Consider the following 15,578-nt stretch of genomic DNA (forward strand, 5'->3'; position numbering starts at 1 on the left):
CGGCAAACTAGTAGAAAGATGCTTATTATGGATGCAATTATTTGCAGTAACACCCTCTCATTTGAGACAATATAGACGAACACTCCTTACTAGCAAAAGAGAGGTTTTCGCTTGAAAGGCAGAGAATAGCATATGGTTGATTTAACCGTCGCAAGACTTCAGGAAGTCATGATTGTTCTTTATGCCCTCGGTCTTGTTTTTTACTTAATTGATTACTTGAAGAAGTCAAAAGTTGTTCATCGTACTGCTTTTTGGCTTATCGTTACCGTCTGGGTTACACAAACCGCGATTTTATCTCTTTATATAATTCAGATGAAGCGCTTTCCAGTATTATCGCTAGTTGAAGGAATCTATTTTTATGTATGGTTACTGGTCACATTATCTATTGTGTTCCAGTTGATTTATAAAGTGAACTTCATGGTGTTTTTCACAAATATCATTGGATTTGTATTTTTAATGATTCATGTCTTTTCCAATTTGAAATACACAGCATCCACTGTTGGTGATTCGCTTATTTCGGAAGTACTGTTTGTCCATATTACGTCAGCAATCCTCTCGTATGCAGTGTTCGCGTTAGCATTTGTTTTTGCGGTATTGTATTTGATTGTATATAACGTACTAAAAAGTAAGAAATTTGGAAAACGCTTTTCCAGTCTACCGAATTTGCATCAGACGATGATGGGAATGAAAATGTCGATCTATACTGGCATCCCGATTTTATTCGTCAGTTTATTATTCGGTGTTCAATGGGCGTATGTAGCGCTTGAGAATTGGTCTCTATTTGATGTGAAAATAATGGGATCCTTTGCAGTATTACTCATCTATTCTTCGGTTATTTATTTCAACTATAAGGGTAAGCTTCAATCAGTGGAGTTTGCTTGGATGACGATATTTGCATTTCTTTTAACGGTTGTGAATTTCTTTTTGGGCAGCACGCTGTCACAATTTCATTTATGGATATAAGAAAGGAAGAGTTTTTTGAGAAAAATTATTGTAGGTTCACGTAGAAGTAAGCTGGCATTGACTCAAACGAAATGGTTTATTGAACAAATGAAGCAAGCAGGTGCACCATTTGAATTTGAAGTAAAAGAGATTGTTACGAAAGGCGATCAAATCTTAGACGTCATGTTATCAAAAGTGGGCGGTAAAGGGTTATTCGTAAAAGAAATCCAGCAAGCATTATTTGATAAAGAAATTGATTTTGCCGTACATAGCATGAAAGATATGCCTGCGGTAATTCCAGATGGTTTGACAGTCGGCTGTATCCCTAAACGTGTGGATCCACGTGATGCTTACATCGCAAACGACCATGTTCGCTTCATGGATTTACCAGTAGGCGCGGTTGTTGGAACATCCAGTCTTCGTCGTAGCTCACAACTATTGATGTTGCGCCCAGATATTGAAATTAAGTGGATTCGTGGAAATATTGATACACGTCTACGTAAGCTCCAAGATGGTGAATTTGATGCAATCCTCTTAGCGGCGGCAGGACTTAAGCGTATGGGCTGGGATGACAGCATCGTCACAGAACACCTATCGCTCGAAGATTGTATTCCAGCAGTAGGACAAGGTGCATTAGCAATTGAATGTCGTGAAGACGATACAGAATTATTAAATGAACTAGCGAAATTAACAGATGAGAGCACATGGATTGAGCTACAGGCTGAGCGCACATTCCTTAATGAAATGGATGGTTCTTGTCAAGTACCAATCGGAGGATTTGCAAAGTTTGATGGTAATGAAGTGGAAATGACTGGTTTCATCGCGTCTCCGGATGCAATTCAAGTGTTCCGTGAAACAGTGAAAGGAACAGATCCTGTTGCAGTGGGTAAAGAAGTCAGTAAAATTTTACGTGACCAAGGTGCTGCTGAAGTAATTGAGAAAGTGAAGGCGGAAATGGATGCGTAACGCTTTACCGTTAGCAGGAGAAACGGTTATTTTCACAGGAACACCAAAATCCACGGAAGCTGCCGAACTGGTAAAAAAGTACGGTGGCATTCCGGTTTCAATTCCACTAATTGAAGTGGGAGAAATACAAAAGAAGGCTGATCAGCAAAAGTTGCAACAAGCAATGAAAGCTGATTGGCTCATTTTTACGAGTCAATCAGCAGTTGCTGCGTTCCGTGCAAAAATGTTGCGGTTCAATGTAACAGCAGATACGTTCAAAGGAAAAGTGGCTGCAGTCGGAACTCGAACAGCGGCAGCGTTAGATCGACTCGGCTTTGCCGTATCTTTCATTCCAAGCGTGTTTAGTGCAGATGTTTTCGTCAAACAGTTTAATCCAAAAGAGTCGGAACGATTACACGTGGTCTTTTTGAAAGGTACTCTTGCTGGTAGTTTGATTCGGGAGGAGTTGCCGTTTCATGTTTCAGAATGGACAGTCTATGAAACCAAAAGTGCAACGAGTGAAATAGATAAATTGTGTCGTTTTATACTTCATAAAAATCAAGTGTCCGTGTTGTTCGCAAGTCCGTCGGCGGTGGAAGTGTTCTCTTCACGTATTGCCCCGAAAACAACATGGTTTGGCTTTACGGTTTGCGCGATCGGTCATGTTACGGAACGTGCATTGTTAAAAGTGGGTGCGCCTGTTCACGTCAAGCCCAAAACGTATACATTAGTCGAGCTAGTCCATGAACTGGCCAAACGAAAGGGAGAGTTCACAAATGAGTCCAATAGAATTTAAGCGTCATCGTAGACTTCGTACACATCCTACCGTTCGAGCGATGGTTAGAGAGACAGAAATTAAAGCAGCGGATTTCATTTATCCTATCTTTGTTACAGAAGGCGAGAACGTGCGTAATCCAATCGCTTCTATGCCAGGAGTAGATCAGTTTTCTATTGATTTATTATTAAAAGAAACGGATGAAGTTGTTGAATTAGGTATTTCATCTATTATTTTATTCGGTATACCTTCGGAAAAAGATGCAACGGGTACTGAAGCATATGACGACGAAGGAATCATTCAACGTGCAACACGTGCAGTGAAAGAACGGCATCCGCAATTGGTCGTTGTAGCGGATACTTGTTTATGCGAGTATACAGATCACGGGCACTGTGGCGTTATTCACGACAATGATGTAGATAACGATGCTAGTCTCGTTCTGCTAGCGAAGACAGCAGTCAGTCAAGCAAAAGCGGGAGCGGATATCATTGCACCTTCGAATATGATGGATGGTTTTGTAGCGGTCATTCGTCAAGCGCTAGATGATGCGGGATTCCAAAACATTCCCATTATGTCGTATGCAGTTAAATATGCGTCTGCTTATTACGGTCCATTCCGTGAAGCGGCGCAATCCACACCACAATTTGGCGATCGTAAAACGTATCAAATGGATCCAGCAAATCGTATGGAAGCAATGCGTGAAGCGGAATCTGATATTCTTGAAGGCGCAGATTTCTTAATTGTTAAGCCAGCATTGTCTTATCTCGATATCATTCGCGATGTAAAAAATCATGTACTCCTACCTGTCGTGGCATATAACGTCAGTGGGGAATACGCAATGGTCAAAGCGGCTGCATTAAACGGCTGGGTAGACGAGAAGAAAATTGTGTTAGAAACATTAACAAGTATGAAGCGTGCAGGTGCAGATATCATCATGACATATCATGCAAAAGATGCAGCTCGCTGGTTGGAGGAGAAATAATATGGGACAAAAAACATATACGAAATCTGAAGAAGCGTTCAAAATAGCAGTGGATTTAATGCCAGGTGGCGTCAACTCACCAGTGCGTGCTTTCAAATCAGTTAGTATGGATCCGATCTTTATGGAAAGTGGTAAAGGTGCGATCATTAAGGATATCGATGGCAATGAATATATTGACTACGTTCTATCTTGGGGTCCTCTAATCCTAGGACACACACATCCTGACGTAGTATCTGCAATGCAGAAAGTAGCTGAAACAGGTACAAGTTTCGGAGCGCCTACACTTCTGGAAAATGAATTGGCAGAGCTTGTAATCGACCGTGTACCATCCATCGAGATGGTACGTATGGTGTCTTCTGGTACAGAAGCAACAATGAGTGCACTTCGTTTAGCACGTGGCTATACGAAGCGTAATAAGATCCTTAAATTCGAAGGTTGTTATCACGGGCATGCGGATTCCTTACTTATTAAAGCAGGTTCGGGTGTTGCTACATTAGGTTTGCCTGATAGCCCTGGAGTGCCTGAAACGATTGCACAAAACACGATCACGGTCCCGTATAATGATCTGGAAAGTGTTAAATTGGCCATTAGAGAGTATGGAGACGATCTAGCTGCAATTATTGTAGAACCGGTTGCAGGAAACATGGGCGTTGTAGGACCGGATAGTGGCTTCCTTAAAGGCTTACGTGAGCTTACAGAAGAAAACGGTTCATTATTAATTTTCGATGAAGTCATGACTGGATTCCGTGTAGGGTATAAATGTGCACAAGGTCACTTCAACGTCAAACCCGACCTTACATGTCTTGGTAAAGTTATCGGTGGCGGACTGCCTGTAGGAGCATACGGCGGTTCTCGCGAGATTATGGAACATGTAGCACCGGCAGGAACTATTTATCAGGCGGGTACATTGTCTGGCAATCCGTTAGCCATGACGGCAGGTATTGAAACGTTGAGAAAGTTGACGCCGAAAACATACGAACACTTCATCAAGCTTGGTGATCAGTTGGAAGAAGGTTTCCGCGCAGCAGCGAAAGCTAATAATATTCCACATACCGTCAACCGTGCTGGTTCGATGATCGGGTTCTTCTTTACGGATCAACGCGTTAATAACTACGATAAAGCGAAAACTTCCGATTTGGAACTGTTCGCAGAGTATTATCGTCTAATGGCAGAAGAAGGTATTTTCTTACCACCTTCCCAATTTGAAGGTATGTTCTTGTCAGCAGCCCACACAGAAGAGCATATCGCGAAGACTGTGGAAGCTTTCCATACAGTGTTTGAGAAGTTGAAACGATAATCTTGAAGCGTCAAGCAGATTTTATTGCTTGGCGTTTTTTATGTTCATTTTTTATGATGATAGCGCGATGTTGGCGAGGATTGGCGCGGTTTTCAGATGTTATGGCGCGGTCTTCGGGATCAATAGCGCGGTGTACGCCGGCATTTGCGCGGTGTACTGTCCTTTTGGCGCGATGCTAGGCTTTAATAGCGCGGTTGCGATCGTTTCATTCCCATTCACATTCCACATTATACTTCACTTCTAAATTCCTTTATTTCTTCATATAGTAGCCTGAGTTAAGAAAAGGAGTGAAGCGAAAATGACGACGCATCAATGGACATTGCAAGAGTCTTTTTATTTCCCTGTGGAGTACGGGGCATTTGCTAAATCGGCTGAGGTAAAGGTGACGCCAGGGTTTACGGAAGAACGTACGGAAGATGCAATCCGTTTGCAAGGGATCTATCATATCGCGGCAAACGTTGTATTTGATGCAGACAAGCAAGTAGAATTGGCAACTGAAGATGTATTAGTCATTCATGACGTGGAAGTAGAAAACAATAAAGGATATTTTGAATATGCTGTGCCTTTGAATGTTGATCTACCAGTAGAACTCGATGGCGACTTGCAATTGGAAGTGCGAGATATTAAATCTTCATCACAGGAAGACGGGGGATTGAAACTTGAGTGGACCGTTCACTTGAAACAGGAAGAGCCTGTACAAGAACCGGTTGTAATCGAAGAAGAGCCCGCAGCACCACAGTTCGTAGCTGCCTCGACATCTCATTTAGAGTTTCTTGCAAATGCTGATCGTGCCGTTGAACAAGTAAATAATGAAATGGAAGACTTTCTCTTATACATCGCCGAGATGGATGACGATATAACGAGAAAGATCTTCCACTCAAATAATGTTTTTGTAGAAGCAGAAGGACAAAGCAGCGAGTAAGCAAAATACTAAAAAATCGCCAGTGGTCGGGATAAGTAGTAATCGAATCAATTGAAACACGGTGATCGGGATGATACAGCCTTTACAGTAAAATCTTGTTTTCCGAAGCCACGGCGGCAACAGATAGGGATTATAACCTTTTCGCATCGTTCACCATCCTTTCTCTATAGACTACTATTCAGTTGACGGACTCTACATGTTTCGCTTATAATAATGTGTATATGAATATAAATGCGAAGAGTAGGAAAGTACATGTGAACCGTTTTCTTTAGAGAGGGTACGATTGGTGGAACGTACCTGGAAACCGCATATGGAAGTCCCCTATGAGCAGTTTCTGTGAAATATGAGTAGCAGGAACCGGTGAAGACCGTTACCAAATCATGAAGATGTAATGCTTTTTGCGTTCATAAATAAAGGTGGTACCACGAGCTCCTTCGTCCTTTTACCGGGATGAGTGGGGCTTTTTTGTATCCCTTTTTATTTGAAGGAGGAAATGAAATGACTGACGAATTGACGATGCCGACCAAATACGATCCGCAGGCAGTGGAAAAAGGACGTTATGAATGGTGGCTTGAAGGTAAGTATTTTGAATCGAATGTAAAAAGCGAGAAAGAACCGTATACAATTGTGATCCCACCACCGAACGTTACCGGAAAGCTTCACTTAGGACACGCATGGGATACGACTTTACAAGATATGCTCATCCGCATGAAGCGTATGCAAGGGTATGACGCACTATGGTTGCCGGGAATGGACCACGCAGGAATTGCAACACAAGCAAGAGTAGAAGAAAAACTTCGCGCGGATGGTAAAACGCGTTATGATCTTGGACGCGAAAACTTTGTACAAGAAACATGGAAATGGAAAGAAGAATACGCGAGTCATATCCGTGCACAATGGGCGAAGCTTGGTCTGGCTCTTGACTACTCACAAGAGCGCTTTACTTTGGATGAAGGATTGTCAAAAGCAGTACGTGAAGTATTTGTTAAGTTGTATGAGAAAAAGCTGATCTACCGCGGAGAGTATATCATCAACTGGGACCCTGCAACGAAGACAGCGATATCGGATATCGAAGTGATTCATAAAGATGTGCAAGGTGCATTCTATCATATGCGCTACCCATTGGCAGATGGCACAGACTCGATTGAAATAGCGACAACACGTCCTGAAACGATGCTTGGTGATACAGCTGTTGCAGTTCACCCCGATGACGAACGCTACCAGCATTTGATCGGCAAGATGGTTAAATTGCCAATCGTAGGACGCGAGATTCCGATCGTAGCGGATGACTACGTAGAAATGGATTTCGGAAGCGGTGCAGTGAAAATTACACCAGCGCATGACCCGAATGACTTTGAAATAGGTAACCGTCATAACTTGCCACGTGTGCTCGTCATGAATGAAGATGGCACGATGAATAAATTAGCAGGCAAGTACGAAGGCATGGATCGTTTCGAATGCCGTAAACAAATCGTCAAAGACTTACAAGAGATGAATGTGCTATTTGAAATTGAAGACCATATGCACTCAGTCGGGCACTCGGAACGAAGTGGTGCAGTAGTGGAGCCGTATTTATCTACACAATGGTTCGTCAATATGCAGCCACTTGCCGAGCAAGCAATCAATCTGCAGAAAAATGAAGAAGAAAAAGTGACGTTTGTTCCTGAACGTTTCGAGAAAACCTACTTAGGATGGATGGAAAATGTCCATGACTGGTGTATTTCTCGTCAACTATGGTGGGGTCACCGAATTCCGGCTTGGTATCACAACACAACAGGTGAAATCTATGTGGGTCAAGAAGCACCAGCTGATGAAGAAAACTGGACTCAGGACAATGACGTACTAGATACTTGGTTCTCATCTGCCTTATGGCCATTTTCAACTATGGGCTGGCCAGATGTTGACAGCGAAACATTCAAAAAATATTACCCAACAGATGCCCTTGTTACAGGATATGATATTATCTTCTTTTGGGTGTCCCGTATGATCTTCCAAGCTCTTGAATTCACGGAAGAGCGTCCATTCAAGGATGTCTTGATCCACGGATTAGTACGCGCGGAGGACGGGCGAAAAATGTCTAAATCTCTCGGTAACGGTGTAGATCCAATGGACGTAATTGAGCAGTACGGTGCAGACGCATTGCGTTATTTCTTGGCAACAGGTTCTTCACCAGGACAAGATCTACGTTACTCTACAGAAAAAGTAGAAGCGATCTGGAACTTTGCCAATAAAATTTGGAATGCTTCCCGTTTCGCGTTAATGAATATGGATGGCATGACATATGAAGAAATCGATTTGTCAGGAGAGAAATCTGTTGCAGATGCATGGATTTTAACTCGTCTGAATGAAACGATTGAATCAGTAACAAGCTTGGCTGACCGGTATGAGTTCGGTGAAATGGGCCGCGCGTTATATAACTTCATCTGGGATGACTTCTGTGACTGGTATATCGAGATGGCGAAATTGCCACTATATGGTGAAGACGAAGCAGCGAAAAAAATGACGCGTTCAGTTCTTGCACATGTTCTAGATCAGACGATGCGTTTATTGCACCCATTGATGCCTTTCATAACAGAAGAGATCTGGCAGAACCTTCCCCATGAAGGTGAGTCGATTACAGTAGCACAGTGGCCTGAAGTGGATGCGGCTATGATGGACAAGTCGCGTGCTTCGGATATGAAATTGTTGATGGATATCATCAAATCCGTGCGTAATATCCGTGCAGAAGTGAATACACCGATGAGTCGTAAAGTCGATTTGTATATTTCAGCGAAAGACGAGAAGACCGTGGCGGTACTTGAAGAGAACCGTAACTATCTTGTGCGATTCTGTAATCCTGAAACATTAACAATTGGTGTGAAAGTGAATGCGCCAGGCAAAACGATGTCAGCAGTCGTGACGGGTGCAGAGCTGTACTTGCCACTTGAGGGATTGATTGATATTGACGAAGAGTTGGCTCGTTTGACGAAGGAACTTGGCAAGTGGCAAGGTGAAGTGAAGCGGGTTCAAGGCAAGTTGTCGAATGAACGTTTTACTGCGAAAGCGCCTGAGTCAGTTGTTGAGGAAGAGCGTGCGAAAGAGAAGGATTATTTGGAGAAGTACGCGGCGGTTGAGCGTCGTATTGCAGAGTTGAAAGAGATTTAAAAATAGTTTAAAAAAGAAGGCCTATTCGACAGTGTGATGCTGTTGAATGGGCTTTTTTTAATGTCGAAGTAGAGAGTGGTGGGATGAAAGGATGCCTTCATAAAGTGCGCGCGGTGGGCCAACCAGTTCGCTTTGCTCTCTTTGGTTGTCTCGCTTGTCCGACTAATGCTCTGAGAGTTGCCGTTCCTTTGCCTGAATTCCTACTTTTTGAGGAGGAAATAGTTTAATAAGTAAAAACCAAAACCATCTAAGTCAATGTTCTTATAAAAACATAGTACCCTATAAATAGTGTTATTAGATTCTTATGGGTATAATTGAATTCATAGTATTTAGACCGTGTGTAGAAGGTTGTTTATTGATTTTTTGTTAAGTCGGCTTAGCTTTGCAGTTAAGTTAAAAAAATCCGCATTATAGGATGTATTATCACGTGTATTCCGGCCGTGTATCTACTGTATTTGTACTTTACAGCTATGAATATGTAAAGGGGAGAAGCGCATGTTAATTAAACCGAAGAAATTGCAACGTGGTGATCGGGTCGCAACAGTGAGCCCTTCGTGGGGAGGCGCAGGCGAACCGGAAATCAGGTGGCGGTACGAACAAGGCGTAAAGAGATTGGAAGATCTATTCGGACTAACTGTCGTAGCAATGCCAAACAGTTTAAAGGGAACCGACTTTCTCTATAAAAACCCGAAAGCTCGTGCAGAAGATCTAATGGCGGCATTTAGCGATCCAAATATTAAAGGGATCATTGCGAATATCGGTGGGGAGGACAGTATCCGATTACTTCCATACATTGATTTTGACGTGATACGAGAAAATCCAAAAGTCTTCATGGGATACTCTGATGTTACGGTATCGCATTTATTTTGTCATAAAGCGGGAATTTCTTCATTCTACGGACCCGCAATATTAACTGATTTTGCCGAGAATGTTGAAATGGATTCCTACACGGTCGAGATGGTGAATCGAATTCTCTTTTCTAATGAAATCATAGGTGAGATACAACCGGCTGAAAGATGGACAAGCGAGCGGTTGGAATGGATCGAGTCGAATAAGAGTAAGCGGCGTACGATGAATCAGAATACTGGATACGAACTGCTTCAAGGCTCAGGCACTGTGCAAGGCCGATTGATTGGCGGATGTATCGAAGTATTAGAATTTGCAAAGGGGACGGTGATTTGGCCAGGAGACAAGTATTGGAAGGATAGTATACTATTCTTTGAAACATCCGAGGAGAAGCCTGATCCTAGTTTAATTCGATACTGGTTAAGAAATTATGCAGCACAAGGAATTTTACATAATGTGAATGGGATAATTTTCGCGAAGCCTCAAGACGAGAAATACTTTGATGAGTATAAAGAGGAAATCCTTACTGTGATGAAAGAGTATGATTTGGAGCATTTGCCTATTTTGTATAACTTGAACTTCGGTCATACGGAACCTAAATGCATTTTACCATATGGAGCGTTGGCGAAAATAGATTGTATACGAAGGACGTTTTCTATTGTAGAGAGTGGCGTTGAGTAAAATAGTAAAGAAATGGGGTGTTTATAATATTTACTGATCGGCAGTTACAAATGTTCATTGAAGGGGAGATTATGGGGGATACTTTTCCTTATGATAGTGATGATGAACAGGAAGTCTTGGCACATATCAATCGGTTATTTTATCGAATCTGTCGTATCCACAATGTGGTCTGCGAAGCGGAATGGGATCATTTCGGTAGCGGCTATGCTTCCTTTGTGGAGTTTTTTTGTTATCGGAAAGAAGATTATATAACCGTGGTAGAAAAGAATGGAATGCGTGAGATAGAGATAAAAGGTATTATACTTGATGTAAGTCGTCTAGCATCAGTTGCTATAATGGGTGAAGATGTAAGGTATAGAACAATTCGGGTAGAGACGGCTGAGGAAGTGAGTGGTGGACATGGTTCAATACTTGATACACCTACTTCGCTAGCTGTTAGTGAGGAATTGGAAACACTAGCAACAGAATTACAGAAAGCTTTACTGGAGTTTAATTACAAATTATTAGCTGCGAATGAGATGAGTACGCCACTATCGTTTAAAACAAAAATACCGACGGTTTATCGGAATGAGCGACAATATCTAATCTTGGATGCGATCTTTTACTGGGAAGATTAATAATGGTAGGGAGGAAGCATATGAGAGACTAGCTAGCATATTTCCTGACGACTTAAAATCTTATATAGAAGGGAAAAATATGTTTGTGAAGGAATTAGAGCGAAAAGCGCTTAGTTGGTACGATACAAAAGAGTGATATTTAGAAGGAAAACTGAAAAAAAGAAAGATGTTGAAGATATTCGGGAAGTTAGGAATCGTAGTATTTTCCACACTTCCACTAACCGATCTATTTTACATAATATAATTATTGGTCTAAGCGGGAAGGAGTTTAGCTATGCAAGCAATTAGTAAAACTCTATGTATTGTTTTTCCTTTCATTGTACCGTCACTAATTGTAGTCTTTGTCATAAAGAGATTGGATCAGAAAACTAATCTAGGTTCGTTGACTAAGAAAAAATCGAAGAGCGTTCAGTCATGATTAGACAGTCTGATACCACTTGGAATGTTGATTGGTTGTAAACTGGTTTGCTAATTAGTATGATCTCTCCCATTTCATTAAGAAAGAAGAGATGTAATGATAGAAACTACAGTCTAGACAAGTGGATTCGGTAGAATGAATAAGCATTATCTGCGCTAGTAGCTATACATACAGTTAAGTCAGTAACTTCTAGAAAATACGTTTTATGAATGACGTGAGGAGAAAATAGAATGAGTAAAACAAAATCTACTTCCGAAACTTGTATCATCGTTCTTCATGAAATATACGGAATCAATCAATTTATGAAAGACATATGTGTTGCGTTGTCTGAGAAAGACTTCGATGTGATCTGTCCAAATCTGTTGCCTCAAGAAACACCTTTTGATTATTCACAAGAAGAGGTAGCTTATGAAAATTTTATGCAGCATGCTAGTTTCGAAAACAACGCACGTAAGGTAAAAGAGTTAGTGGTGGAGATGAAGGACCAGTACGAAAAAGTATTTATACTTGGATTCAGTGTAGGAGCGACAATTGCTTGGCTCTGCAGCGAGGAAGAGTGCGTAGATGGGATGGTTGGATACTACGGATCACGAATACGAGATTATGCAGGAATGAACCCCGCTTGTCCAACTTTGTTGTACTTTCCGAATACCGAGAAGTCATTTGATGTGAAAGAAATGGTTTTGAAATTAGAAAAGCCGAATGTGGAGGTATATACGTACGATGGGAAGCATGGATTTAGTGATCCATACGCTTTTGCATACAATGAAGAATTAGCTCATATTACCTTTAAGCAAACGATAGACTTCTTTAGAAAAAATGTAAAGAATCGTGTAGGTGGAAGCACTTCATGAATTGAAGTGCTTTTTGTTGTTTAGATATATTGATAATATAAACCGAACTGTGTATCGTACCATAACAGTGTGCCATGTTTTCTCTTAGGTAGACGTGCTTGAAAACTCCATTCAGGATACTGTTTGATAATCTGGACATGATCGCCAGTGGCGAATGCGATAAAGGAGATATAATGATCTTTTGTCATCGGGTGGTCGCTTGAAATAAAACGTTCATTATCGACTTCTTCAATCGTAAGTTTTTCTTCATCCTTCGCTTTCTTCGCTTGTAGCGCTTCAAGCTTTCTGCCACAGCAAAATAGTGTAATATTTCCCGTTGCCAATACAATATTATTGCAAGATGGACAGACAAAGTACTTTGATTTTTTCATATTTCCTCCTATTAACTCATTAGACAGTACTTCACCGTCTAAAATATTTTCTATATTCACACCAAGTAGCTTAGATAGATTGGATAAAAGTGTTACATCCGGACAACCATATCCGCGCTCCCATTTTGAAATCGTTCGATCCGAAATATTCATTTGATCGGCTAATTGTTTCTGGGTGAATCCTTTTTCTTTGCGTAATGTATATATTAATTCACCAACTTTACTTGTATCCATCGGTTTCCCTCCTGCTCTCTATTATCATAGGCGAATATCCAACATGCATCAACAAACGTTCCGTGGAGTTTGTTACACTTATATATACTGGCGTGGTTAATTTACTAGAAACTATAAAAAGAGCAGATCTGAGATAGTAGAAAGCAAGGTGAGTAGGAATGAAACAGCATTGCTGCGAAGAAATGGCGTATCATGCAACTTTTACATGTGACGTACACAAAGACCCGTATGATTGCCCGGATCAATTGATTCTTTTTAATAAAACAGATCAAGATTACGGATTGTTAATTCATGATGGAGGTACTTCAAGTATCGAGATTTCATTTTGCCCATGGTGTGGAAGTACATTATTGGAAAGGGGATAGAAAATGAATAAACTTCAAACGTACGCTGTCGTTATTGCGGTTTTAGTACTCGTCTTTTTCTTCGTTCTTTCAGTAGTAACGAGTAATTGGAAGTTTTTCTTTTGGAGTATCATACCGATCCTTTTATGGCTAATGACGGCTTTCCTAGCTAAAGTCAACGCTAGAGATTAAATGGAGTACATCCCTCTACTTATAAAGGGGCTGTCACAGAAAATCATAATGACTTTCTGTAACTGCCCCTTTTGTTATAACCACAACGTTTCCCCAATAAGCAACTTTCTTAATCGATTTTCATCCAACTGCAATCTTCTCCACTCAGCATTCAGCCTTTCAACAGCTTCGGGCCCTGTATCGATTTCATTATCTGGCGCTTGCTCGATTACGATACGTAAATCTTTCTTTCCTTCATTACGTTCTTTCTGCCACCGAATCACTTCTCGCAGTGTCTTACGCGTATCTACGTTATCTAAATTAGTATAGCGTTTTCTCCTCATGATTCATCACTCAACTGATTTTTGATATACTCCAATAATTTCTTCGCCACTGAAAACTCATGTGTTTGATAGAGTGAACGGGCACCAACGGGATCTTCGATTTCATTCAGTAACCAGCCACCTGAAATAGGAAGAATGAAATCAATGCCTAAATAGTCGCTAGAAATTGCCCGGGAAATCGTTTGAACTTGTTTGATTTCAGTGTCGTTCAACATATACTTTTCCACGGTACCGCCTAATGTGTAATTGGATTTAAATGAATCTTTCGCGCCAGTTCGTTTCACTGCGCCTAACACTTCATTACCGAGCATAAATACGCGGATGTCCGTCGCGTCAGATTTGATGAAAGGCTGTGCGATTAGTTTAGTTGGATCAAATTGATTGAGAATATCTTCTGTTTGTTGTGCAGATTCACATAGAAATACTTCGCTTCCGCCGTGACCTCCGCGAGTTTTCAGTATGAAAGGCAATGTAGGAAGTTGATCCACTTTGAATGTGGGAACTGAGGGAATACCAAGCAAGGAGGCCAGTTCAAATGTGCGTAGTTTATCATTGGCGATTTTTTGTATACTCGCTCGATTGAACATACGGTAACCGGCTTGCTCCAATTCTAAAGCTAATTCAGGATCACGATCGCGGAATAAAATGAAATCAAGTGGTTCAGTAGGTGACTCTGTTATCAGCTCAACGTTCATATCTAGTTTTTTCGCTTCTTTTAATAGATCGTCGATAAACGCATAATTTCTCTTCGCTTCCTCCGCATTATAGTAAATGGCACCTTTCATTTAATCTTCTCCAATATATACGCAATCATTGCATCGGCGACATTGATACCGGTGACGTTCAACAGGTTGCGAATATGCGCTGCACCGTTCACTTCACAAACCAGAGGCTGTTCATCCGCACCGAATAACAAATCTACTCCTGCGAATTCTGCACCAACTGCTTTTGCGGCTTCCATAGCTAGTGTTTCTTGGGCGGGCGTCAATTCCACAATTTCAGCTACGCCGCCGTTTGTAATGTTCGCGCGGAAATCCGTCTCCGAATGACGATACATGGCCGCAATGATTTGATCGCCCACTATATTGACGCGTAAGTCCCGCCCTCTACTTGTCTCGATGAACTCTTGAAAGACATAATCGACACCACGCAACTCATCGACTTTTTCATAGAAAGCTTCTACCGTTTCGATCAAATACACTTTCATACCAAATGAGCCATGACCTTCTTTAATGATCATGGGCAAGCTGAGCGTTTCAAGGACGTTCTCGTAATATCCGCTATCTGCAATTGTGAAGTTTGGATAGACCTTCGGTGCGATGATCGTTTTCGGCATCGCGACACCGTGCTTCGCGAATTCAAGATACTGCTTGGCTTTATTATCACATGTCTCAATAACTTCAGGATCATTGAAGACGGGGATTCCTGCATTTTTTAAATACTGTCCAAGCAATGTATCTTTATCGAGGAAGACGACGAAATCAGGGACATCTTTTATCTGAACTTGCACATCCATCTGTATTTCATAATTTTTTAAGATTGTCGCCCGTACACCAGCACGCTCTGCTGCTTCCTGTACAAGCCGTGCTTGATCAGCAAATTTATCACTCGTTAAACTACCATTATAAATAACCCAACAACTTTTCAATCCCCACGCCACCTTTGCTATACTGTATATAACTTAATTTTAG

The 15,578-nt window shown here is 41.4% G+C and carries 16 protein-coding genes and 1 other annotated feature; of the genes, 12 read left to right on the forward strand and 4 right to left on the reverse strand.

Features of this window, described 5'->3' with window-relative positions:
- Positions 1–132: 132 nt before the first annotated feature.
- The 10 genes from ccsA to CSV77_RS07125 all read left to right on the forward strand — a co-directional run bounded on the left by ccsA (position 133) and on the right by CSV77_RS07125 (position 12,423).
- Entirely contained in the window at positions 133–963 is an 831-nt protein-coding gene (ccsA, locus tag CSV77_RS07075; protein WP_099629784.1) for a cytochrome c biogenesis protein CcsA, read from the forward strand.
- A gap of 15 nt (positions 964–978) precedes the next feature.
- Positions 979–1,908 carry a hydroxymethylbilane synthase gene (gene hemC, locus CSV77_RS07080; protein WP_099672871.1) on the forward strand — a complete coding sequence of 310 codons (930 nt, stop codon included), beginning with the start codon at positions 979–981 and terminating at the stop codon, positions 1,906–1,908.
- A complete protein-coding gene (locus tag CSV77_RS07085; RefSeq protein WP_099629786.1) occupies positions 1,901–2,683 on the forward strand; it encodes a uroporphyrinogen-III synthase in 783 nt (260 codons plus the stop codon). Before hemC ends, CSV77_RS07085 begins: the two co-directional genes overlap by 8 nt.
- Complete coding sequence (hemB, locus tag CSV77_RS07090; RefSeq protein ID WP_099629787.1) at positions 2,664–3,644, forward strand: porphobilinogen synthase; 981 nt, start codon at positions 2,664–2,666, stop codon at positions 3,642–3,644. Before CSV77_RS07085 ends, hemB begins: the two co-directional genes overlap by 20 nt.
- A gap of 1 nt (position 3,645) precedes the next feature.
- Positions 3,646–4,941, forward strand: a complete 1,296-nt coding sequence (gene hemL / locus CSV77_RS07095) for a glutamate-1-semialdehyde 2,1-aminomutase (RefSeq protein WP_099672872.1) — start codon at positions 3,646–3,648, stop codon at positions 4,939–4,941.
- Between the two features lie 298 nt (positions 4,942–5,239).
- Complete coding sequence (locus tag CSV77_RS07100; RefSeq protein WP_099672873.1) at positions 5,240–5,863, forward strand: hypothetical protein; 624 nt, start codon at positions 5,240–5,242, stop codon at positions 5,861–5,863.
- A 227-nt stretch (positions 5,864–6,090) separates the two neighbouring features.
- Positions 6,091–6,308 (forward strand) — a binding site (T-box leader).
- A gap of 53 nt (positions 6,309–6,361) precedes the next feature.
- On the forward strand, positions 6,362–9,007 hold the full coding sequence (locus CSV77_RS07110; protein WP_099672874.1) for a valine--tRNA ligase: 2,646 nt from the start codon (positions 6,362–6,364) through the stop codon (positions 9,005–9,007).
- A gap of 495 nt (positions 9,008–9,502) precedes the next feature.
- Complete coding sequence (locus tag CSV77_RS07115; protein ID WP_099672875.1) at positions 9,503–10,534, forward strand: S66 family peptidase; 1,032 nt, start codon at positions 9,503–9,505, stop codon at positions 10,532–10,534.
- A gap of 71 nt (positions 10,535–10,605) precedes the next feature.
- Positions 10,606–11,151, forward strand: a complete 546-nt coding sequence (locus CSV77_RS07120; RefSeq protein WP_099672876.1) for a hypothetical protein — start codon at positions 10,606–10,608, stop codon at positions 11,149–11,151.
- A 648-nt stretch (positions 11,152–11,799) separates the two neighbouring features.
- Positions 11,800–12,423, forward strand: coding sequence for a dienelactone hydrolase family protein (locus tag CSV77_RS07125; protein ID WP_099672877.1), 624 nt, complete (start codon positions 11,800–11,802; stop codon positions 12,421–12,423).
- A gap of 20 nt (positions 12,424–12,443) precedes the next feature.
- Here the strand turns inward: CSV77_RS07125 and CSV77_RS07130 are convergent, their stop codons facing one another.
- Complete coding sequence (locus CSV77_RS07130) at positions 12,444–13,028, reverse strand: helix-turn-helix domain-containing protein (protein ID WP_099672878.1); 585 nt, start codon at positions 13,026–13,028, stop codon at positions 12,444–12,446.
- A 158-nt stretch (positions 13,029–13,186) separates the two neighbouring features.
- Between CSV77_RS07130 and CSV77_RS07135 the strand changes: the two genes are divergently transcribed.
- Entirely contained in the window at positions 13,187–13,393 is a 207-nt protein-coding gene (locus CSV77_RS07135) for a DUF6980 family protein (protein WP_099672879.1), read from the forward strand.
- Between the two features lie 3 nt (positions 13,394–13,396).
- Entirely contained in the window at positions 13,397–13,564 is a 168-nt protein-coding gene (locus CSV77_RS16890) for a hypothetical protein (RefSeq protein ID WP_158232036.1), read from the forward strand.
- A gap of 74 nt (positions 13,565–13,638) precedes the next feature.
- On the opposite strand, the gene CSV77_RS07140 is transcribed toward CSV77_RS16890, so the two are convergent.
- From CSV77_RS07140 to CSV77_RS07150, 3 genes are read right to left on the reverse strand one after another with little or no spacing between them, the layout of a single operon-like run.
- Entirely contained in the window at positions 13,639–13,887 is a 249-nt protein-coding gene (locus tag CSV77_RS07140; RefSeq protein ID WP_099672880.1) for a hypothetical protein, read from the reverse strand.
- A complete protein-coding gene (locus CSV77_RS07145; protein WP_099672881.1) occupies positions 13,884–14,672 on the reverse strand; it encodes an ATP-grasp domain-containing protein in 789 nt (262 codons plus the stop codon). Before CSV77_RS07145 ends, CSV77_RS07140 begins: the two co-directional genes overlap by 4 nt.
- Complete coding sequence (locus CSV77_RS07150) at positions 14,669–15,535, reverse strand: ATP-grasp domain-containing protein (protein ID WP_099672882.1); 867 nt, start codon at positions 15,533–15,535, stop codon at positions 14,669–14,671. The genes CSV77_RS07145 and CSV77_RS07150 overlap by 4 nt, the downstream gene beginning before the upstream one ends.
- Between the last annotated feature and the right edge of the window lie 43 nt (positions 15,536–15,578).

Origin of the sequence: Sporosarcina sp. P16b, from assembly GCF_002743065.1 — a bacterium.
In the GTDB taxonomy this organism is placed as follows: Bacteria; Bacillota; Bacilli; order Bacillales_A; family Planococcaceae; genus Sporosarcina.